The following is a 19,922-nucleotide window of genomic DNA, read 5'->3' on the forward strand; positions in this document are numbered from 1 at the left end:
GATCTGCCTCCTTCGGCACTATTATGGCTTGGTTTCGCGTTTATCAGGTAGGATTCGGCAGCGGCACGAAGGAAAGCGGGCTATCCGCGCCGAGCTCTGGAGCGGGGCCCGTGAACCCGCCTGTATTATACAGCTGCGACAACGAACGGATCGAGCCCGCGCTTCCGACCTGCAGGACAGAGCTGTTCGATACATTTTCTACGCGAAACTGGTGAATCGTAATATTCTGATGAATCGTCCAGCTCATATCAAATTGACTCCAGTGCCGATCTCATTCGCCGTATTATCCTGCAAATCCGGATCGAGGGTGTTCGTTGCGCTGACAGCAGTATTCGAGTTCGCTAGGCTGCCGGTCAAGAATGAGCCTGATCCTGCGTAAGTCTTGGAATTACTGGATGGCGACAATTGGACGGCATCGCCGAACTGAACTATGGAGCTGGAGCCAACACTAACGATTTTGACGAAGCCGACAACAGCTGGCATGAGCATCACCCTTCTTCACAAAGCATGTTATAGCTATAGCTTATGCGGCATTCGCCCAGAGGTTACTGCGGCCGATGTAGCCTGAACGGGTTCTGGAGCATATGTTGGTAGGAGTGCTGGAAGGCAGGTGTTTGCTTGTGGCATCCAAATGGGATGATCTGGAACGTTGGATGGAAAATCAGCAGCTACCAAAAGGCTTCGAAGTGCTGAGGGAGCCGGATTGGGTAGAGCGGTATGTTCGCAAAATGATGACCAAAGCGCTGCCGGAGGCTGCCGGCGCGATGATCGGAAGAGGCTCGGCCGCCTTTTCCGAAACCCGACATTTTATTCTCGTGAAAATAAATTTACCGGATGGCTTCGACCGGGAGCAGCTGCGTCTGTTCGTTCGCGAAGACCGGCTGAGGATTGAAGGCTTGCCCGGCGGCAAGCATGAGATCATTAAATTGCCGAAGCTCGTGAAACCGCGCGTCTGCAAGACGCTGCTTAAGGACAACGTGCTGCAGGTTAAACTCCAGAAGCGTCCGGCCAACCGTACTTATCATGAAGCGGTTATCCGCTGACCGCGGGAGCTGCTTCTTTTCGCAGGAGGGGGCTTGTCGATCGACATGCGCTCTTTTTGTCACGAAATCGACAGGGTTGACGCTGGATAATGACTGCGGTTTCCCTTATAATGTCTAATAAACGTATACATATTTGCATAAAAAGGAGTGTATGAAGTGTCGTTGGTCGATGTAAGCAGCGTATCTGCTTCGTTATTTATATTAGGTATCGTCTTTTTATTGTTGATCTTCGGGTTGCTGAGCTTCGGGATCCTGCGCATGTTCCAGCAGAAATTTCGTACGGGCTGGCTGAGCTTTGCAGGTGCGGTTGTCAGCTTCGCCGGTTTCATGTTTATTTTAAATAAATGGTATTTATAGCAGGATTGCAGTCGATTACGACCGGAGGAATGCGTTTGTTCTGGACAATCATTTGGTTTATCGTTAATATGCTATTCGTCGCTTCCGCCATAACCTACTTATTCATGCACCGCTCTTATACGGAGGCGAAGAGGCAGATGGAAGATGCGCGGCATATTGCCCGTCTAAATCTGCGCCGCAAGCTTGTCGGAGCATTCAGTATCGTATGGTTTGCGGCCATGGTGACGAGCTTTATCATCAATATGCGATTAAACGGTTAAGAGGCTCTCATTGACGAGAGCTTTTTTTTTCGTCATTATGGAGTCAGACCATTTAAGTTCGGAGGATCGGGCAGATGCATACAATGGAAGATATTATAAGGCGAATGTCTAGTCAAGGACTGCGGATCACGGATCAAAGAAAGACGCTGGCGAAGCTGTTCTCGGAGACGCAGGGTTATTTGGCTCCGAAGGAAGTCTATGAATATATGGGAAAATCGTATACGGGTTTAAGCTTCGATACCGTGTACCGCAATTTGCGCGTTATGGAGGAGCTGGGCGTGCTGGAGCAGGTCATCTTCGAGGACGGCGGCAAGTTCAAGCTCCACTGCAGGGAGCATGATCACCATCATCATATGATCTGTCTGCAGTGCGGCATGACGTATCCGATCACCTTCTGCCCGATGGAGCAGACGGTTGTTCCGGAGGAATTTAAAGTCGTGAAGCATAAATTCGAGGTGTTCGGCTATTGTAAGGCATGCGCGCAGGAAGAGCCGGCTGCCGGCGGGCATTAATGAGCGGCCAACGGGTCATGCGGAGAGTGACGCAGGCGCCCATTCGTTTTTACCGCAAGGTCATTTCTCCGCTCAAGCCGCCAACCTGCCGTTTCTATCCGACATGCTCGCAATATGCCCTGGAAGCGATCGAGAAGCACGGCGCCGCGAGAGGCTCATGGCTTGCCGCGATGCGCATCGCCCGTTGTCACCCTTTTCATCCCGGCGGCTATGATCCGGTTCCTCCCGTCCGGAACGGAAAGGCGGATGCGCCTTGACAGGAAGGGTGCCGATTCGGTATATTTTTCATAAATGAATCCAACATATCCGAGGAACGGATAAGTACAATGGAATACCTTACGCAGAGAGCCGGGAAAGTTGGTGGAAGCCGGCAAGGGACGCTATTGGAATATGGTCCGGGAGGATTCGCCTTCGAGCTGCAGCGTAATGATCCGCTGTCGTAAGGGGGCGGCGCGCAGCCGGCGTTAACGGCGATAGCCGCCAGACAGGCGGCACACGAAGCTTTCGCAACCTATCGGCATAAGCCGGCCGGTTGTGATCGAAATTTGGGTGGTACCGCGTGAGTTCAAACTCTCGTCCCATGTTGGACGGGAGTTTTTTGCGTTTTTTAACGGAAACATCCGGCTGCAAGCAAACTTTAAGGAGGGGCTAGAATGAGCGATAAAAAAACATTTTACATTACGACGCCGATATATTATCCGAGCGATAAGCTCCACATCGGTCATGCGTACACGACGGTGGCCGGCGACGCGATGGCGCGCTACAAGCGCCTTCGCGGCTATGACGTATGGTACCTGACCGGTACGGATGAGCATGGGCAGAAGATCGAACGCAAAGCGAAAGAGAAGGATCAAACGCCGCAGCAATTTGTGGACAACATCGTGGTGGGTATTAAGGAACTGTGGGCAAAACTGGAAATCTCGAACGATGACTTTATCCGGACCACGGAGGACCGCCACAAGCGGGTCGTCGAGAATATTTTCGCGCAGCTGTTGAAGCAGGATGATATTTACAAGGGAACTTACGAGGGCTGGTATTGCACGCCTTGCGAGTCCTTCTTCCTCGAACGGCAGCTGGAGGGCGGCAATTGTCCCGATTGCGGACGCCCTGTTGAGCTGGTGAAGGAGGAAAGTTACTTCTTCCGGATGAGCAAGTATGCGGACCGCTTGCTGCAGCATTACGAAGAAAATCCCGATTTCATCCAACCGGAATCGCGGAAGAACGAAATGATTAACAATTTTATTAAGCCGGGACTGGAGGATCTGGCCGTCTCGCGGACGACGTTCGATTGGGGCATTAAAGTGCCCGGCGATCCGAAACATGTCATTTATGTGTGGATCGATGCGTTGTCGAACTATATTACGGCGCTTGGTTACGGAAATGAAGGAGCCGACGAGAAATACCGCGATTTCTGGCCTGCCGACGTTCATTTGGTCGGGAAGGAAATCGTCCGATTCCATACGATTTACTGGCCGATCATGCTGATGGCGCTTGATCTGCCGCTGCCGAAGAAGGTATTTGCGCATGGCTGGCTGCTGATGAAGGACGGCAAAATGTCGAAGTCGAAAGGAAACGTTGTAGACCCGGTTATGCTGATTGACCGTTACGGATTGGATGCGCTCCGCTATTATTTGCTGCGAGAGGTTCCATTCGGGGCGGACGGCACGTTTACTCCTGAAAATTTTGTTGAGCGTATCAATTTCGATTTGGCGAATGACCTTGGGAATTTGCTTAACCGTACGGTGGCGATGATTGATAAATATTTCGAAGGCGTCATTCCGCCTTATAAAGGCACCGTAACGGACTTTGACGATCCGCTGCAGAAATTGGCCGCAGATACGGTCGCTCAGGTGGAGGACGCGCTGGAGAAAATGGAGTTTTCCGTTGCGCTCGCATCGTTATGGCAGCTGGTAAGCCGCACGAATAAATATATTGACGAGACGCAGCCGTGGACGCTCGCCAAAGATGATACGAAGAAGGAAGAGCTTGCTTCGGTCATGCATCATCTGGCCGAATCGCTGCGTATCGTTTCAATACTGCTGCAGCCGTTCTTGACGCATTCGCCGCGCGAAATGTGGAAACAGCTGGGCATCGAGCAGGGCAAGCTGACCACATGGGAGAGCACCAAGGCGTTCGGCTCGTTGCCTGAGGGTACGAAGGTAAGCAAAGGAAACCCTTTGTTCCCCCGTCTTGATACGGCGGAGGAGGCCGCCTGCATCGCAGCGGCTATGGGGGGAGGCTCTCAGCAGGAACAGCCTGCGGGTCGGGCTGAGCCCGGTGCAAATGCGGCTGCCCCTGCTGCTTCGGAAGCGGCAGCACAGGCTGAGACGGAGACCAAAGACGAAATCGGCATCGATGAATTTGCGAAGGTCGAATTGAGAGTGGCGCAGGTTATTGCAGCGGAGCCGGTACCGAAGGCCGATAAGCTGCTTAAGCTGCAGCTGGATCTCGGCTATGAGCAGCGTCAAGTCGTATCCGGCATCGCGAAGTTTTACACGCCGGAGCAGATGGTCGGCCGCAAAGTGATTTGCGTGACGAATCTGAAGCCGGTGAAGCTTCGCGGCGAATGGTCGCAGGGCATGATTCTCGCAGCCTCGCAAGGCGATCAGCTGACGCTCGCATCCGTTCCTGACGATATGCCGAACGGCGCGGTAGTGAAGTAAGAAAATAAGCGCGGATTCTTTTCGCTATTGAAAAGAATCCGCGTTTTTCTGTGTTCCATTCTAAGAATTTATAAGTTTACACTTATATGCGCTTAGCTTGTCTCCGGTGAAACCTATGCCTCTGGATCATATTTCTCCTTCATTCGGTCAATACAGTTTAATAATTAGATGAATTATTCCTATATGAATTTGGTTGACAGCCTGGTAGGGGCGTCGTATAATACAAAACGTAATAGTAACGATTACGAAATAATTTAACGGAAACAACCGCACAGAAAGAATGGAGAGAAAAATATGAAGCAAGCAAAGAAAGCATGGATCCGCCGCTTATCGCAAGGTTTTCTATTGACAATAATCCTGCTCGCAGCTGCAGCATGCGGTAATAATACCAATCAACCAGCCGACAATGCCCAAACGACAGACGACTCCAATGCGGATGCCGCTTCGGATAGCGAGCGCATCAGCGTTGTAACCAGCTTTTATCCTTTGTACTTTCTCGCAACTGAAATCGGAGGAGAGCATGTCCAGGTTGTGAATTTAATCGCTTCCGGCATTGAGCCGCATGATTGGACGCCAAAAAGCCGCGATTTGAGCACGGCTTCGAATGCCGAGCTTTTCCTTTATCATGGCGCAGGACTTGAAGGTTGGGTAGATGATTTTCTGAAAGGCTTGTCGAAGGACAGCACGGTCGTAACGAAAGAAATAAGCTCCGGAATCTCCCTTATTAACGGAATCGAGGAAGAGCCGGAGCACGAAGACGAGCATGAAGGAGCGCACGAAGACGAGCATGATGGCGAGCAGCATGCGGAAGAAGAACATGATCATAACGGCGTTGATCCGCACACTTGGGTAAGTCCGAAATCCGCGTTGGTTCTGGCGAAAAACGTGATGAACAGCCTGGTTGAAGCGGATGACGTCCATCAATCGGACTATGAGAAAAACTTTGAAGCGCTGAAAGTGAAGCTGGAAGCGATCGATGCGGAATATACCGAACAGCTTTCTCAGACGAAGAATAAAAATATAGTCGTTTCCCACCAAGCGTTCGGTTACTTGGCCCGCGATTACGGTTTGAATCAAGTGCCGATTATGGGTCTAAGCCCGGAAGCCGAGCCTCGTGCGCAGGACCTGCTCGATATTGCCAAGTTCGTGAAAGAAAACGATGTGAAGTATATTTTCTTCGAGGAGCTGGTTTCAGATCAGCTGGCTAGAACGCTGGCCAGTGAAGCCGATGTCGACACGATGGTATTAAATCCTCTGGAAGGCCTAACATCGGAGCAGGAAGCAGCCGGGGACAGCTACCTTACGCTGATGGAACGCAACTTGCAAAATCTTGTGCAGGCTTTACAATAGAACAAAAGGCAAACTTGCGGAGCCGTCTATGGCTCCGTATTGCTGTGAGAGGAAGATTTATCGTGCAAATGAACTCGGCTGCGGCAGCCGCCAGCTGTCATCAAGAGGTTATCTCAGTGGAAAACGTCTCCTTTTCCTATCAGCAGCAGAAGGTCATTTCGGATCTCAGCTTTGCGGTTAAGGAGCGCGATTTTATCGGCTTAATCGGAACGAACGGCGCAGGGAAAACGACGCTTCTGCGCATGATCGTCGGTCTGCTTAAGCCGACAAGCGGCATGGTCCGACTATTCGGCGAAGATGTCGCTTCCTTCAGGCAGTGGGAGAAGATCGGCTACGTTCCGCAAAAAAATTCCTTTAATCCCTTATTTCCGGCGACCGTCAGAGAGGTCGTCATGTCCGGGTTATATAATCGGAATAAAATATTTAAAAAGATGAGCAAAACGGATAACAAGAAATGCGAGGATGCGCTGCAAGCGATGGGAATCGAGGATTTGCAGGCGAAAATGATCGGCCGGCTGTCCGGCGGACAGCAGCAAAGAGTTTTTCTGGCCAGAGCGTTGATTAACAACCCTTCCATGCTTATTTTGGATGAGCCGACGGTTGGCATTGATACAGAAACGCAGGAAAGCTTCTTTCATATGATTAAACACATGCATCAGCACCATAATATGACCTTCCTGATGGTTTCGCATGATCTGGAGATGATTCGATCCTATCTAGGCGAGCAGCCTGCCGCCGAGAACGGGGAGCTTAAGTTTCATATCAAGCATTCGCATGAAACGCAGGATTGCGTAGAGAACGATCTGGCGCACAGTTTGAAGGGGCTTCGGGAGGAAATGGAGAGCAGGAAAGAGGTTGTTTTGATTGGAGATCGTAACTAGCGAGTTTTTTCAAAGGGCTCTTATCGGCGGCTTGCTGATCGGCGTCACCGCCCCGCTGATGGGCTTATTTCTTGTTCTGAGAAGGTTGTCGATGATAGGAGACACCTTGTCTCATGTATCGATCGCCGGTGTTGCGCTCGGATTCTTAATCGGCGTATATCCGATCGCAGTCGGCCTTATATTCGCGATTGCCGCATCCTTTGCGATTGAGAAGCTTCGTAAAGCCTACAAGTCTTATGCCGAGCTTTCGATCGCGATCATTATGTCCGGCGGCGTCGCGCTTGCTTCCCTGTTATTTACGATGGGTAAAAACTTTAATATGAATGTGAACAGTTATTTATTCGGAAGCATCTATACGCTGGGCAGCACCGATTTGTACGTGATCGGAGGGGTAACGGCCATCGTGCTCATCGCCATCCGCACGCAGGTGAAGGAGCTGTTTCTCATTACGTTCGATGAGGATGCGGCATCGGTTAGCGGCTTGCCCGTCAAATTTTATAATGTTATGATTAGCGTGCTGACTGCTCTTGTCATTAGCGTTTCGATTAAAATCGTGGGGGCGCTGCTGGTCTCCGCCTTGCTTACGATTCCGGCGGCCTGCAGCCTGATTATTGCCCGCAGCTTCCGTCAAAGCGTGATTACCGTTGTCGTTATTGGAGAGCTGGCCGTCGTATGCGGATTGCTTGTAGCGGGTATATGGAATCTCGCGCCGGGCGGGACGATCGTCCTGCTGCTGATTACGGTGCTGCTCTTGCTGCTTCTTTTCAGACGGGGAGCTCGATCGGGCAGCTGATACGAATGGGAGTGAAGAGGCTTGTCTGATATTAATATTTGGCTGGCGTTCGGCGCCGGCTTCGCTTCATTTATTTCACCATGCTGCCTGCCGCTTTATCCTTCGTACTTATCTTACATAACCGGCATTTCTGTCACGGATCTGAAGGGAAATACGAATGACAAGAAGAAACGTATGCGCACGATGTCGCATACGCTGTTTTTCATATTAGGGTTCTGTACCGTGTATTACGCTTTGGGGTACGGAACGAATGTTTTTGCGGAGTTTTTCAGCGAATATAGGCATTTAATCCGGCAATTATCGGCGATACTCATTATTTTAATGGGATTATTTCTTGTAGGACTATTTCAACCGCAGCTGCTCATGAAGGAGCGGCGGATGAATTTGATACCGAAGAAAGCGAACTATATCAGCTCATTTATTTTTGGAATCGGCTTTTCGGCGGGCTGGACGCCATGCATGGGGCCTGCCTTAACCGCTATTTTAGGACTTGCCGCGACGGAGCCCGGAACCTGGTTTCAGCTTACGTCAGCCTATGCGCTCGGCTTCGCGATCCCATTTTTTGTGCTCGCTTTTTTCCTCGGAACGGCAAGATGGATATTGAAATATTCCGCCGCCGTCATGAAGATCGGGGGGGCCGTTATGATCTTGATGGGCGTGCTGCTGTTCACCGACCAAATGACCAAAATCACCATATGGCTGAATCAGATTACGCCGGAATGGCTTGCTTTCTAATCTTGGCTTAGATAAGCGAGGAGAATGAAACGCGGGTTGCAGCGCATGCGGCGGACAGTGTATGATACTTAGAGTAACGCCGAGGAAACTGGGTGAAGAAGTAGGGTTAGGGGGTTCTTCAATGCCGACACCGAGCATGGAAGACTACTTGGAAAGAATTTATAAGCTTATTGATGAGAAGGGATATGCGCGAGTATCCGATATAGCGGAAGGACTCGAGGTACACCCGTCTTCCGTTACGAAAATGATCCAGAAGCTTGATAAAGATAATTATTTGATTTACGAAAAATATCGCGGACTCGTTCTTACGAACAAAGGGAAGAAGATGGGCAAGAGGCTGGTTGACCGTCATCAGCTGCTTGAATCCTTCTTAACGACAATCGGCGTGCAGGATGAAAATATTTATCAGGATGTTGAAGGGATCGAGCATCATCTTAGCTGGGATTCGATCACATGCATAGAATCATTAGTTGAATACTTCAAGCGCGACAGACAGCGGTTGGACGAGCTTCGGGCATTGCGCGCGGAGATGGACAACGAGTAAGTTGTAAATGAAACAACAAAGAAGGTCAGAGGCTGCAGCCTCTGACCTTCTTTGTTGTATCCATGAACGGTATATCAGTGGTATTTAGGCAAATCGTCATCCTCTTTGCCGCCTTCGATGACGCGGAAGGGCACCGTTTTGGAGCGGGTTTTGCCTGTCTTGGTTTTTGCGGCGGCGGCGGTCCGCCCCGGCTTCGCATGCGTACGTCCCTGCTGAGAGCCGTTACCGCTCCTTAAGAAAGAGGGCGGATATTTGTACAGCAGGAAAATGCCTCCCAACACCGCGATAGGAATTATAAATGCGCTTGGGCTGCTGATTATGCTGTACACAAGACCGATTACAAGTAATGCCAATAACCCGATCGACCAAACATTCCATCTGTTCGGCATTCTGCTCATTGTCATTTCCGCCTTTCCTCGTTCAACTTTGATTACTTCATTTGGTGATCCAGCTCGCGCATCCTGTTAAATGAAGCGATGGAAACGGCGACCTGTTCATCCCGCGGCTCTTTGGTCGTGAGGAGCTGAAGCCATAGTCCAGGATATCCGAGATAACGCAGTACGGGCACTTCTCTAAGGGCATTGGTCCAGCGCAGCACTTCGTAAGAAAGACCAAGCACAAGCGGCAGGAGAAGGATCCGGATATATACACGCTCCCAGATGGTATCCCAAGTGAAGATGGGAAGCGAATAGACGATGACGCCGACGATGACCGTAAATACGATAAAGCTGGAACCGCAGCGGTAATGCAGACGGCTGTATTTCTGCACGCTGCTAACCGTCAACTCTTCGCCTGCTTCAAAGGCGCTGATCACTTTATGCTCCGCTCCGTGATATTGAAACAGCCGTTTAATAAGCGGGGTCATTGAAATGAAATACAAGTAGGCGAGCAGCAGGATGATCTTAATAAGTCCCTCTAGTAAATTATGACCGATCTTGTTATCAAATACACCGGCGAACAGCAATTCTTCCAGTGCCGCAGGGGCAGCGGTGAAAATAAGTTTGCCGAATATAAAAGAGAGCACGCCGGCAACGGCCACTCCAACAATCATACTTAAACTCCAGCCGCCTGATTTCTTCTCTTCTTTCACCGGGGCTTCTTGCTGCTCGCCGGCTTCGTCCTCGGCGTAGGCTTCCATAGAGAAGTTCAAATGCTGGGAGCCCTTGGCGCTTGATTCGATGATTCCGACTACGCCGCGTACGAGCGGAATTTTTTTAAGGCGCTGAACCCAGCGCTGCGAGGTGCGCGGTACCTCGTAAAACACGATTTCATCATTTTTGCGACGAACGGCCGTTACGTTAACATGTTTGCCCGCAAACATGACGCCTTCGATAACCGCCTGTCCGCCATATATGCTTCTGGAGTCTTGCGGCAAGTGATTGTCACCTTCCTTGAGTAGGTTTTCGTCAAATAGAGTCGACGAATATAGCTGCATCTTTACTATTCATTGTACTTGATCTACCGGATAAATGCCAACGCCATAGCGGCCCCGCGACAGGCAGCTTGCATGAGGAACCTATGGTTACGGTTCGTTTTTTTATCACATACTAAACCAGTCTTGAAATAATCCGAACAGGAGGCTGCGGATATGGAAGTATTTAAACGCGAGAGCAGCGGCGGCCACGACCGGCAGCACCATACGAATCCTTGGCTGTATGCCGTGAAAATCGGCTTTTTTGCAGGCCTAATATGGGGCACTGTTCGTTGGATCTTTTATACGATGAAGTTTACGACGGTTATTCCGGGCTTTGCGGCCGATCCTTTTTTCCGTAAAGCCTTCTTGAAGACGTACTGGGGGATCGCTTTCGGCATCGGAGCTTTCGTTCTGATTTCTATTATCGCGGCTCTGCTGTACGCTGCCCTGTTCAGGCGTCTGCGGGGGCCGTGGCCGGGTATTGCCTACGGTTTGGCTTGGTGGGCCTTGATCTTCATCGCAGCCGGCCCGCCGCTTGGAATGACCGAAAGGGTCACGATATTAGGCTGGAATACGCTTTATTCCGAGATCTGCGTATTCTTGTTGTGGGGGGTTTTTATCGGATATTCGATCGCCTTCGAATTCACGGATGAAGCTTCGAGGGAGCCTATGAAAGCCCATTAGCGGATTCTACTTCTCAAGCGCAGGACATTTGTGGTAAAATGTCTAATGGACTTTGAAGAGTTGCTTTGATTGGTGGCTTGGGAGGTGCTTGAATGCACAGCATATTGATATTAAACGGACCGAACCTGAATATGCTCGGTATTCGGGAGCCGGGCGTGTACGGAACGGAAACGCTAGCCGCCATTGAAGCTCAGTTGAAGGAAAAATCCGAAGCGCTTGGCGTTCGGACTGAGTTCTTCCAAACGAATCATGAAGGCGAAATGATTGATCGGATACATAGCGCATACGGAAAGGCAGACGGAATCGTCATTAACCCCGGCGCTTGGACGCATTACAGCTATGCCTTGCGGGATGCTCTAAGTACGGTGGGCCTGCCGGTTATCGAGGTGCATATGTCGAACATTCATAAGAGGGAAGCATTCCGCCACGTCTCGGTCGTTGCGGCTGTAGCCGTCGGACAAATTGCGGGCTTTGGCTCTCACAGTTACGAGCTTGGGCTGCACGCGCTCGTACGCCATTTGCAACAATCGTAAATAGCGAATTGGAAAGGGTGAAGCGGATATGCCAAACGATAGAGTAAAACGGCTCCGTCAATTGCTCGAGGAGCAAGGCTTTGAAGCGATACTGGTTGGAAGCGGGCACAACCGCCGATATTTAAGCGGATTTACGGGGTCGTCCGGCATGGTGCTTATCACGCCTTCCGAAAGCTATTTGTTGACGGACTTCCGTTATCGCACGCAGGCGCCGAAGCAGGCTGCCGGGTTTCAAATTGTCGAGCACGGTCCGAGCCCGATCGACAACGTGCGCGAGCTGCTGGAGCAGAACAAGCTTGCGAAGCTCGCGTTCGAGCAAGACCATGTCGTGTACGGCGAGTTTGCATCATGGACGAAAGCGCTGCCGGGCATTTCATTAGAGCCTGCGTCCGGCTTGATCGAGAGACTTCGGATGATCAAAGAGGAATCCGAGCTGCAGATCATGCAGGAGGCGGCCGATCTTGCGGACGCTACGTTTCAACACATTTTGAAGCTGATTCGTACGGGCGTTCGCGAAACGGATATCGCGCTTGAAATGGAAGTGTACATGAGAAGCCACGGCGCAATCTCATCGTCATTCGATACGATTGTGGCTTCAGGAGAACGTTCGGCGCTGCCGCACGGCGTCGCCAGTGACCGCTTGATCGGCACAAATGAATTTGTAAAACTGGATTTCGGCGCTTACTATAAGGGGTACTGCTCCGATTTAACCCGCACGGTCGTTGTCGGAACGCCTACGGAGAAGCATTTGGAGATTTACAATATCGTATTGGAAGCGCAGCTTCATGCACTCGAGCATATTAAGCCGGGGATGAGCGGCCGCGAAGCGGACGCTTTAGCTCGCGACGTCATTGCCAAATACGGTTACGGCGATCTGTTCGGGCATGGTACCGGACACGGGCTCGGCATGGAAATTCATGAAGCGCCAAGACTATCCAAGCTAAGCGACACGATTTTAACCCCGGGCATGACCGTGACGGTAGAGCCAGGCATTTACGTACCCGGCTTCGGCGGGGTGCGGATCGAGGATGACATCGTCATTACGGAATCCGGTATTAAAATATTAACCTCTTCGCCAAAGGAATTGATTACTTTAGGTTAAGGGAACTATTCATTCAGGAGGGAATCAGCAATGATTTCAGTAAACGATTTTAAGACAGGCTTGACCGTACAAGTAGACTCCGATATTTTCACCGTGCTTGACTTTCAACACGTAAAACCAGGCAAAGGCGCTGCGTTCGTACGCTCCAAGCTGAAGAACCTCCGTAACGGCAACGTTGTAGAGAAAACATTCCGGGCAGGCGAAACAATCGGCCGCGCGATCATCGAAAACCGTGAAGTGCAGTATTTGTACAATTCCGGATCCGAATACACGTTCATGGATAACGAAACCTACGACCAGTTCAACCTGGACAAGAAGCAGCTCGAATGGGAGCTCAACTTCCTGAAGGAAAATATGAACGTAAACATTTCGAGCTACCAAGGCGAAATTCTCGGCATTCAAATGGCGAACAGCGTTGAACTGAAAGTAATCGAAACAGAGCCTGGCGTAAAAGGCAACACCGCGCAAGGCGCAACGAAAAACGCGAAGGTTGAAACCGGCCTTAACGTTCAAGTTCCATTGTTCATTAACGAAGGCGATGTATTGCTCATCGATACCCGTGAAGGCAAATACATTTCCCGCGCTTAAGCATGACAGGACCGTCCGATAGTATTCGGGCGGTTTTTTTGCATGCGGATATACCCACTGGGCATGGGTTTGTGGTATAATATTGACTTGTATGTATATGTCGAGGTTGGGAGTGAGGCAGCTTTGTCGTTGATCGTGATGAAGTTTGGCGGAAGCTCGGTCGGAACACCGGAGCGGATGAAGAGAGTCGCAAAGCGAATAGTTGAGAGACAGCAGGAGGGCAACGATATCGTTGTTGTCGTTTCTGCTATGGGAGATACGACAGATGACCTGATCGACCAATCGAAGCTGCTAAATCCGAACCCGCCTTCGCGGGAAATGGATATGCTGCTTACGGTTGGCGAGCAAATTTCGATTGCTTTGCTTTCGATGACCATCCATCAGCTGGGTACGGGGGCTGTCTCGTTTACGGGATGGCAAGCCGGGATCCGTACGGAAGCGGTTCATGGGAAAGCAAAGATGACCCGTATTAATCCGGAGCGCGTATTCAAAGCGCTGGATCAGGGCAATGTTGCTATCATTGCAGGTTTTCAAGGAATGACGGAAGAAGGGGAAATCACGACGCTCGGCCGCGGCGGCTCCGACACCACAGCGGTGGCGATGGCGGCGGCGATGAATGCCGATGTCTGCGAAATTTACACTGATGTAGACGGCGTGTATTCAACGGATCCGCGTGTCGTGAAAAATGCCCGTAAGCTGGGCGAGATTTCATATGATGAGATGCTTGAGCTCGCGAATTTGGGCGCAGCGGTTCTTCATCCGCGCGCCGTGGAATACGCAAAGCATAATCATGTAAAGCTTGTCGTCAGATCAAGCTTTACCCAGAACGAAGGTACAAGCGTAAAGGAGGAAGCGGTCATGGAGCAGGGCGTGGTCGTTCGAGGCATCGCGTTTGATAAAAATGTAGCCAGAATCAGCATAATGGGCGTAGAAGACGTTCCAGGCGTGCTTGCTAACGTATTTGGCGCGTTGGCGAATAACGGGATTGATGTAGACATTATCGTACAGAGCGGTGTTCTGGACGGCAAAGCCGATTTCTCCTTCACCGTGTCCGGAGATGACGAGGATAAAGCCATTTCGGTTATTGAAGGAATCCGCAGTACCGTGCCATTCCGCGAAGCGACATCCGAATCGAATTTAGTGAAGATTTCGATCGTGGGAGCCGGCATGGTCAGCAATCCGGGCGTGGCTGCGAAAATGTTCGAGTCGATCTCGTCGCTCGGCGTAAGCATCAAGATGGTAAGCACATCGGAAATTAAAGTATCATGCGTCATTTCCGCAGAGCCGCTGAATGATGTCGTTCGCGCGCTTCATACGGCGTACGGGCTGGATACGGCCGAGCAAGCGTTCGTTGGCGGACCGCAGGACCGCCGCTAAATTAAACTGCTGCAGCAAAGGGTCCTTATTATTTTTCTCACAAGCAGAAACGCCTGCCTCTCGTCCTTGTCAGAGGACGCAAACCGTTTTGTGATGAATTCTAAGCGCATATTAAGCCGTTAAGCTTATAAATCTTAGAATTTAAAATAGGGGATGCTCCGAAGGTTGGAATGATAAACCTTAGAGCATCCCCTTTTTCATATCTACCCGTTTATCCGCCCATCAGCTTAAAAAGTTTGTACAAGATAGCTGTAATGCCGGCCGCCATTAGCGGTCCAACGGGCACTCCGCGCATAAACACGATTCCGATAATGGAGCCGATAACAAGCCCGACAATGATCTGAGGATCGATCCGAAGCAGGTCGAGGCCTTTCCCGTTTATATATGTTGCCGCAGCTCCGCCCATCAAGGCCAACCATCCGGGCCATGTGGTCAGGATGGTTGTAATGTCCTTCGTTTGTATTTTGCCTGCGGCGAACGGAACCAGAACGCTCAAGGTGAGAAACAGCAAGCCAAGCTCCAGCCCGCGGCGTTCAATCGTCGGCAGAAACCGTTCCAGATGGATAAGCTTTACGGCAAGCAAAAGACAGGCAGCCGTCGCAATAATCGGCGACCGTCCAATTAATCCTATAATGATGAGAGCGACTAAAACGATTTCTCCAGCCATTGCGTATGACTCCTCATCCATCATAATGAAAGCGGCACCGTTGTTAGCGGCGATTGTTCATTATATGGACAAACCGTCTCATATATGTCTGTTAAGCACGGGTAAGCTGGTCGCCGTTCAATCTCGGGACAACCTGATAGATGTCGATCGCCGTGCAAACCTCGATATCCCGTTTCATTCCAAGCTTCAACAAGCGCTTTCCCGAGCTCCCGTTCGTTACCGTTTCCTTCAAGCTCGAGGCTTGATTTCGGTACATGGCCAACATTGCCGTTCCGAAATCGTCCGTTTCGACCGTAACGCCGCTCAGGGCATGCAGCCGATCGAGCAAGAGCCCTGCGCATAAGCCGTCCTCAATCGCAAATTCATCATGGCTGCCCGCGCATAAAATAATGACATCCCTACGCAGTTCGACAGCGGCGCGGGCGCAAGCCTCCGCATTAAGGAAGGAGGCGGTCAATACATAATCCGCGCGCATCGATTTGTGAATGGCGCGGGTCCCGTTCGTTGTCGTCAGCACGATCCGTTTGCCGGCGACGACGTGCTCCGCATACTCCACTGGTGAATTTCCCAAGTCAAAGCCGGCGATTTTCCGGCAAAACCGCTCTCCACCAAGCAAATCCCCCGGCCGCTGCAGCGTTCTGGCTTCCATGACCGTCTCAGCCGGAATGACGCATAACGCCCCTGCCGCGATAGCCGTAACAATGGTGCTGGTTGCTCGAAGCGCATCGATGATGATGGCCGTTTTATGATGGAATCTGGCTGAGCTTGCTTCATTAACGCTGGATACTACTTGAACCTGCATGTTAGGTCCCCCCTTTCTTTGTGAAGCAGCTGCTAACGTTGAGGAGACGCAGGTTTAGATCATATAGATGTACGGCTCGCTCACACGGCTGAAATGAAATGTATCGGATCGCAGCCCGCGGCGCATTGCCTCAAGCGACAGGGCGTCCGTCTGCGCGATGTTGCCCAGGTGAACATTGGAGCCAAACTGCTGGAGCAAATAAACCTGCTGCTGCTTTAAGGGAGCTTCCCACATCAGCTTGCCGCAATCGGTCACCTTGTTCAGAACTTCCTCCAGGGCAGCCTCCAGGCAATTGCCCTCCTCATCGAATAATCCGACATTTATGCCCGATTCCCTCGCTTCGACCGTAATAAGGGCGGAGCCGGCTTCCAGATCGCAGTCTGCGGTAAAAGCGAGCTCATCCGGATCAATTATAGAGCCGGCTGCTTTTTTGCCATATTCCGTAACGACGTAAAGTCCGCGTTCGATACCTTCTTTGATCAGCGAGGTTCTCCGTTTGCGGTCCAGCTCGATGGTTCCGTCAGAAACCTCCAATCCGTTAAAGCCCAGAGCGCAGACCTTATCCAAAAAAGGGCCGATGGCCTGCTGTTGTACGGCGGCTTCCAATAATGTGCCACCAGGCATGATAATGAGGCCTTGCTCCTTGGCGAGCTTCAGCTTGCTCTGCAGCACCTCAGGCGAATAAAGGACGGAAGTTCCGAAGGCAAGCTTTACTATATCGACATACGGTCCGGCAACTTTAATGAAATCGTAAAACGCATTCGGCCCCATTCCTTTGTCGATGACCATCGTTTGACCGATCCGGCTCTTACGGTTTGATGCCCGCTGCCCGCTTGGGTCTTGCAGCAGAGTTTGCCACTCTTCTGAAGTTGCGATTCTCATCCTCATTGTCTCCTCTGTTTGTAATAATGTTGAAGCTTGAATCAATTATTCACTATATGCATCAACCGTTAGGCAGGTGTCCGGCATGAAAAGGAGACAAGCGTGCATATATTTATAAAACGAATATTTAGAAGGGAGGAGATGTGCTCATGCTCAATAAAATCGTACTGACCATGGCATCGCTTCGTCTAACCTCTGGCACGATCGAGATTTGCGCTGCGCTTCTGATGCTGCGTCTTAATCAAATCGATAAAGCGTTAGTCGTTAATTCGTCTCTGGCGTTAGTAGGACCGCTCATCCTGATCGCGACCACTACGGTCGGGTTAGTCGGATTATCAGATAAGCTGTCGCCCTCGAAATTTATATGGGTAGCGGCGGGAGTCATTTGTCTGATGATCGGCATTTTAAAAAAATAATAGACTTATAATCTAGCAAATGGTGTGAGACATATTTTCGCGGGTACAAGCATACAAATAGGTACTACGAAGGACAAACATCCGGGAGTGATGATGGCATGCTCGCACGCGTTGTACACTTGCTGCCCACGGAACTTAAAACTCTGCTGGAGCGCCTTCCAGAACAAATGCAGGAGCAGCTTGAGGAAATCCGGATTCGAGAGGGAAGACCGCTCGAAATCGGATTTCGCGGACAATCCAGATTTATGATGATTGACGGAAATTTAAGGCAAACGGCAGACGGAGCGTACAAGCCTTCGGCGGATACATGCCGCAAGCTTCTCGAGCGAATTACGAATTATTCGCTCTACGCCATGGAAGAGGAGCTGCGCAGAGGCTTTATTACCGTATCCGGCGGACACCGGATCGGGCTTGCCGGAAGAACGATTCTAGACGGCGGTTCGGTAAGAGGCATCCGCGATATCGGAGCATTCAATATCCGGGTGGCAAGGGAAGTCATAGGCGCGAGCGCTCATCTGCTGCCGAAGCTGATTGATCGTACCCGGAAGACCCTGCATTCGACGCTTATCCTTGCCCCTCCGCAGCAAGGAAAGACGACGCTTGTCAGAGATATAGCCAGAACGGTCAGCTACGGCTTATGGCCTGCGTATGAAGTGAGCGGCTGGCAGGGCAGAAAAGTGGGGATCGTGGACGAACGTTCGGAAATCGCAGCCTGCGTACGAGGAATACCGACCTTCGATGTCGGTCCGAGAACCGATGTGATGGACGCTTGTCCGAAAGCGGAAGGCATGATGATGCTGCTCAGGTCCATGTCGCCAGAAGTGCTGATCGCCGATGAAATCGGCCGGCCGGAGGATGGAGAGGCGATACGGGAAGCGAGCCATGCCGGCATCAGCATAGTCGCTACCGCGCATGCCTATGATTTACAGGATGCGAGAGGAAGACCCGTACTGCGAAAGCTGCTGGACGAAGGTGCGTTTACTTATGTCGTCGAGCTGAAGCGGACGGAGCAGGGCGTCATGCACCGCGTCGTTTCGGCGGAAACGCAGGGGAGGCAAGCGTCGAGCGCGCGCGCCGTACCGCTGCGCCGACCGGCAGCCGACGGGGTACATGGACTAACCGGGCGACAGCGAGCTGATGATCCATGATAAAGCTGCTCGGCGCCGTCCTGATTTTATTCGCCGGCACGATGATCGGTTTCCAGCAGGCGGCACGATTTGTCGAGCGGCCGCGTCAGCTACGGCAGCTGGCGCATGCGCTGCAGCGGCTGGAGACGGAAATCGGGTACGGGCACACCCCATTGCCTGAAGCGCTGGAACGGACGGCATCGGCGTCGCCGGAACCGCTTGCCGCTATTTTCCGCAAAGCCGCAAGCGGAGTGTGGGAGACGGAAAGCTTCACCTTCCGCGACAGCTGGGAGCAGGCGGTCCGGACGCAATGGGCGGCCACATCGATGCGGGGCAACGAGCAGGCCGTGTTGATCCGATTAGGCTCGATTCTTGGAATAAGCGATAAGGAAGATCAAATGAAGCATATACGACTCGCGTTACTGCAGCTGAAGGCAGAGGAGGACGCAGCGAGAGACGATCAAGCGCGTTACGAGAAGATGTGGAAAAGTCTCGGCATTTTGATCGCTGTGCTGATCGTCATTTTGATGGTGTAATGGGGTGCCGCACAGATGAACATGGATGTAAGCGCCATTTTCCAAATCGCCGGGATCGGAATCATCATCGCGATGATCCATTCGGTCCTCAAGCAAATGGGGAAGGAAGATATGGCGCATTGGGTAACGGTTATCGGTTTTGTTGTCGTATTGTTTATGGTGGTCCGGCTCCTCAATGATTTGTTTACGGAAATTAAAACGATCTTTCTGTTTCAGTAGGCGTCTTCAGTCGGACGCGCATGCAAGCGGGTGAGCAAAGATGGAAATCGTTCAAATCGTCGGTCTCGGCCTGATGGCAACCGTACTCATACTCGTTGTCCGGGAGCAAAAGCCGATGTTCGCTTTTTTGCTCGCCGCATTTACAGGATTGTTCATCTTCCTGTATGTGATCGGGAAAATCGAAATGGTCATTACGGTCCTGGAGGATTTGGCCAACCGGTCGGGCATCCCCTCCATATACTTGAAGACGATTTTGAAAATTATCGGGATTGCGTACATTGCAGAGTTCGGAGCGCAAATCGTACGGGACGCAGGCCAGGAAAGTATTGCTTCAAAAATTGAATTCGCCGGCAAAGTGTTCATACTTGTCATGGCCGTTCCGATTATTAGCGTAATCGTCGAGACGGTTATCGGCTTGCTGCCGGCCGGGAGCTGAA

Annotated in this window: 28 protein-coding genes; 21 read left to right on the forward strand and 7 right to left on the reverse strand. The window is 51.3% G+C overall.

What is annotated here, in order from left to right:
* Positions 1-43: 43 nt before the first annotated feature.
* The gene (locus tag H581_RS0113220) at positions 44-247 is read right to left on the reverse strand and encodes a spore germination protein GerPB (RefSeq protein ID WP_028610408.1); all 204 of its coding nucleotides are present in this window, start codon (positions 245-247) and stop codon (positions 44-46) included.
* Positions 244-483 (reverse strand): spore germination protein, encoded by a 240-nt coding sequence (locus H581_RS0113225; RefSeq protein ID WP_028610409.1) that lies wholly within the window; start codon positions 481-483, stop codon positions 244-246. Before H581_RS0113225 ends, H581_RS0113220 begins: the two co-directional genes overlap by 4 nt.
* Positions 484-620: 137 nt before the next feature.
* Here H581_RS0113225 and H581_RS0113230 point away from each other — a divergent pair, with 137 nt between their 5' ends.
* The 11 genes from H581_RS0113230 to mntR all read left to right on the forward strand — a co-directional run bounded on the left by H581_RS0113230 (position 621) and on the right by mntR (position 9,138).
* Positions 621-1,043, forward strand: a complete 423-nt coding sequence (locus tag H581_RS0113230) for an Hsp20/alpha crystallin family protein (protein ID WP_028610410.1) — start codon at positions 621-623, stop codon at positions 1,041-1,043.
* A 156-nt stretch (positions 1,044-1,199) separates the two neighbouring features.
* Entirely contained in the window at positions 1,200-1,400 is a 201-nt protein-coding gene (locus H581_RS0113235) for a hypothetical protein (RefSeq protein ID WP_028610411.1), read from the forward strand.
* A gap of 35 nt (positions 1,401-1,435) precedes the next feature.
* Positions 1,436-1,660 carry a hypothetical protein gene (locus tag H581_RS0113240; protein ID WP_028610412.1) on the forward strand — a complete coding sequence of 75 codons (225 nt, stop codon included), beginning with the start codon at positions 1,436-1,438 and terminating at the stop codon, positions 1,658-1,660.
* Between the two features lie 74 nt (positions 1,661-1,734).
* Complete coding sequence (locus H581_RS0113245) at positions 1,735-2,172, forward strand: Fur family transcriptional regulator (protein ID WP_028610413.1); 438 nt, start codon at positions 1,735-1,737, stop codon at positions 2,170-2,172.
* 17 nt (positions 2,173-2,189) lie between these two features.
* Entirely contained in the window at positions 2,190-2,429 is a 240-nt protein-coding gene (gene yidD / locus H581_RS0113250) for a membrane protein insertion efficiency factor YidD (protein WP_028610414.1), read from the forward strand.
* Positions 2,430-2,825: 396 nt separating this feature from the next.
* Positions 2,826-4,835 (forward strand): methionine--tRNA ligase, encoded by a 2,010-nt coding sequence (gene metG, locus H581_RS0113260; RefSeq protein ID WP_028610415.1) that lies wholly within the window; start codon positions 2,826-2,828, stop codon positions 4,833-4,835.
* 294 nt (positions 4,836-5,129) lie between these two features.
* Positions 5,130-6,185 (forward strand): metal ABC transporter solute-binding protein, Zn/Mn family, encoded by a 1,056-nt coding sequence (locus H581_RS0113265; RefSeq protein WP_028610416.1) that lies wholly within the window; start codon positions 5,130-5,132, stop codon positions 6,183-6,185.
* A 68-nt stretch (positions 6,186-6,253) separates the two neighbouring features.
* Positions 6,254-7,066, forward strand: coding sequence for a metal ABC transporter ATP-binding protein (locus H581_RS0113270; RefSeq protein ID WP_028611522.1), 813 nt, complete (start codon positions 6,254-6,256; stop codon positions 7,064-7,066).
* Positions 7,050-7,859 (forward strand): metal ABC transporter permease, encoded by an 810-nt coding sequence (locus H581_RS0113275; protein WP_028610417.1) that lies wholly within the window; start codon positions 7,050-7,052, stop codon positions 7,857-7,859. The genes H581_RS0113270 and H581_RS0113275 overlap by 17 nt, the downstream gene beginning before the upstream one ends.
* 21 nt (positions 7,860-7,880) lie before the next feature.
* Positions 7,881-8,594 (forward strand): cytochrome c biogenesis CcdA family protein, encoded by a 714-nt coding sequence (locus H581_RS0113280; protein ID WP_028610418.1) that lies wholly within the window; start codon positions 7,881-7,883, stop codon positions 8,592-8,594.
* Positions 8,595-8,715: 121 nt separating this feature from the next.
* Complete coding sequence (gene mntR, locus H581_RS0113285; protein ID WP_028610419.1) at positions 8,716-9,138, forward strand: transcriptional regulator MntR; 423 nt, start codon at positions 8,716-8,718, stop codon at positions 9,136-9,138.
* 74 nt (positions 9,139-9,212) lie between these two features.
* Here the strand turns inward: mntR and H581_RS0113290 are convergent, their stop codons facing one another.
* Positions 9,213-9,536: a hypothetical protein gene (locus H581_RS0113290; protein WP_051250774.1), complete on the reverse strand. Its 324-nt coding sequence runs from the start codon at positions 9,534-9,536 to the stop codon at positions 9,213-9,215.
* A gap of 32 nt (positions 9,537-9,568) precedes the next feature.
* Positions 9,569-10,513 (reverse strand): DUF1385 domain-containing protein, encoded by a 945-nt coding sequence (locus H581_RS0113295; RefSeq protein WP_028610421.1) that lies wholly within the window; start codon positions 10,511-10,513, stop codon positions 9,569-9,571.
* A gap of 213 nt (positions 10,514-10,726) precedes the next feature.
* Here H581_RS0113295 and H581_RS0113300 point away from each other — a divergent pair, with 213 nt between their 5' ends.
* The 5 genes from H581_RS0113300 to H581_RS0113320 all read left to right on the forward strand — a co-directional run bounded on the left by H581_RS0113300 (position 10,727) and on the right by H581_RS0113320 (position 14,836).
* Positions 10,727-11,236 carry a YqhR family membrane protein gene (locus H581_RS0113300; RefSeq protein WP_028610422.1) on the forward strand — a complete coding sequence of 170 codons (510 nt, stop codon included), beginning with the start codon at positions 10,727-10,729 and terminating at the stop codon, positions 11,234-11,236.
* A 92-nt stretch (positions 11,237-11,328) separates the two neighbouring features.
* Entirely contained in the window at positions 11,329-11,769 is a 441-nt protein-coding gene (gene aroQ / locus H581_RS0113305) for a type II 3-dehydroquinate dehydratase (protein WP_028610423.1), read from the forward strand.
* Between the two features lie 28 nt (positions 11,770-11,797).
* A complete protein-coding gene (locus H581_RS0113310; RefSeq protein ID WP_028610424.1) occupies positions 11,798-12,871 on the forward strand; it encodes a M24 family metallopeptidase in 1,074 nt (357 codons plus the stop codon).
* Between the two features lie 30 nt (positions 12,872-12,901).
* On the forward strand, positions 12,902-13,459 hold the full coding sequence (gene efp / locus H581_RS0113315; RefSeq protein ID WP_028610425.1) for an elongation factor P: 558 nt from the start codon (positions 12,902-12,904) through the stop codon (positions 13,457-13,459).
* A gap of 123 nt (positions 13,460-13,582) precedes the next feature.
* A complete protein-coding gene (locus tag H581_RS0113320) occupies positions 13,583-14,836 on the forward strand; it encodes an aspartate kinase (RefSeq protein ID WP_028610426.1) in 1,254 nt (417 codons plus the stop codon).
* A 211-nt stretch (positions 14,837-15,047) separates the two neighbouring features.
* Here the strand turns inward: H581_RS0113320 and H581_RS0113325 are convergent, their stop codons facing one another.
* From H581_RS0113325 to comA, 3 genes are all read right to left on the reverse strand, one after another.
* Positions 15,048-15,503, reverse strand: coding sequence for a DUF441 domain-containing protein (locus H581_RS0113325; protein ID WP_028610427.1), 456 nt, complete (start codon positions 15,501-15,503; stop codon positions 15,048-15,050).
* Positions 15,504-15,594: 91 nt separating this feature from the next.
* Positions 15,595-16,305: a 2-phosphosulfolactate phosphatase gene (locus H581_RS0113330; protein WP_028610428.1), complete on the reverse strand. Its 711-nt coding sequence runs from the start codon at positions 16,303-16,305 to the stop codon at positions 15,595-15,597.
* 54 nt (positions 16,306-16,359) lie between these two features.
* Positions 16,360-17,187, reverse strand: coding sequence for a phosphosulfolactate synthase (gene comA, locus H581_RS0113335; protein ID WP_028610429.1), 828 nt, complete (start codon positions 17,185-17,187; stop codon positions 16,360-16,362).
* 149 nt (positions 17,188-17,336) lie between these two features.
* Here comA and H581_RS0113340 point away from each other — a divergent pair, with 149 nt between their 5' ends.
* The 5 genes from H581_RS0113340 to spoIIIAD all read left to right on the forward strand — a co-directional run bounded on the left by H581_RS0113340 (position 17,337) and on the right by spoIIIAD (position 19,921).
* Positions 17,337-17,603, forward strand: a complete 267-nt coding sequence (locus tag H581_RS0113340) for a YqhV family protein (protein WP_028610430.1) — start codon at positions 17,337-17,339, stop codon at positions 17,601-17,603.
* A 98-nt stretch (positions 17,604-17,701) separates the two neighbouring features.
* Positions 17,702-18,751 carry a stage III sporulation protein AA gene (spoIIIAA, locus tag H581_RS33965; RefSeq protein WP_084134577.1) on the forward strand — a complete coding sequence of 350 codons (1,050 nt, stop codon included), beginning with the start codon at positions 17,702-17,704 and terminating at the stop codon, positions 18,749-18,751.
* The gene (gene spoIIIAB / locus H581_RS0113350; RefSeq protein WP_028610431.1) at positions 18,748-19,266 is read left to right on the forward strand and encodes a stage III sporulation protein SpoIIIAB; all 519 of its coding nucleotides are present in this window, start codon (positions 18,748-18,750) and stop codon (positions 19,264-19,266) included. Before spoIIIAA ends, spoIIIAB begins: the two co-directional genes overlap by 4 nt.
* A 15-nt stretch (positions 19,267-19,281) precedes the next feature.
* The gene (gene spoIIIAC, locus H581_RS0113355; RefSeq protein ID WP_028610432.1) at positions 19,282-19,485 is read left to right on the forward strand and encodes a stage III sporulation protein AC; all 204 of its coding nucleotides are present in this window, start codon (positions 19,282-19,284) and stop codon (positions 19,483-19,485) included.
* A gap of 40 nt (positions 19,486-19,525) precedes the next feature.
* A complete protein-coding gene (gene spoIIIAD, locus H581_RS0113360; protein WP_028610433.1) occupies positions 19,526-19,921 on the forward strand; it encodes a stage III sporulation protein AD in 396 nt (131 codons plus the stop codon).
* Position 19,922 lies beyond the last annotated feature (1 nt).

Source organism: Paenibacillus harenae DSM 16969 (assembly GCF_000422465.1).
Taxonomy (GTDB): Bacteria; Bacillota; Bacilli; order Paenibacillales; family Paenibacillaceae; genus Pristimantibacillus; species Pristimantibacillus harenae.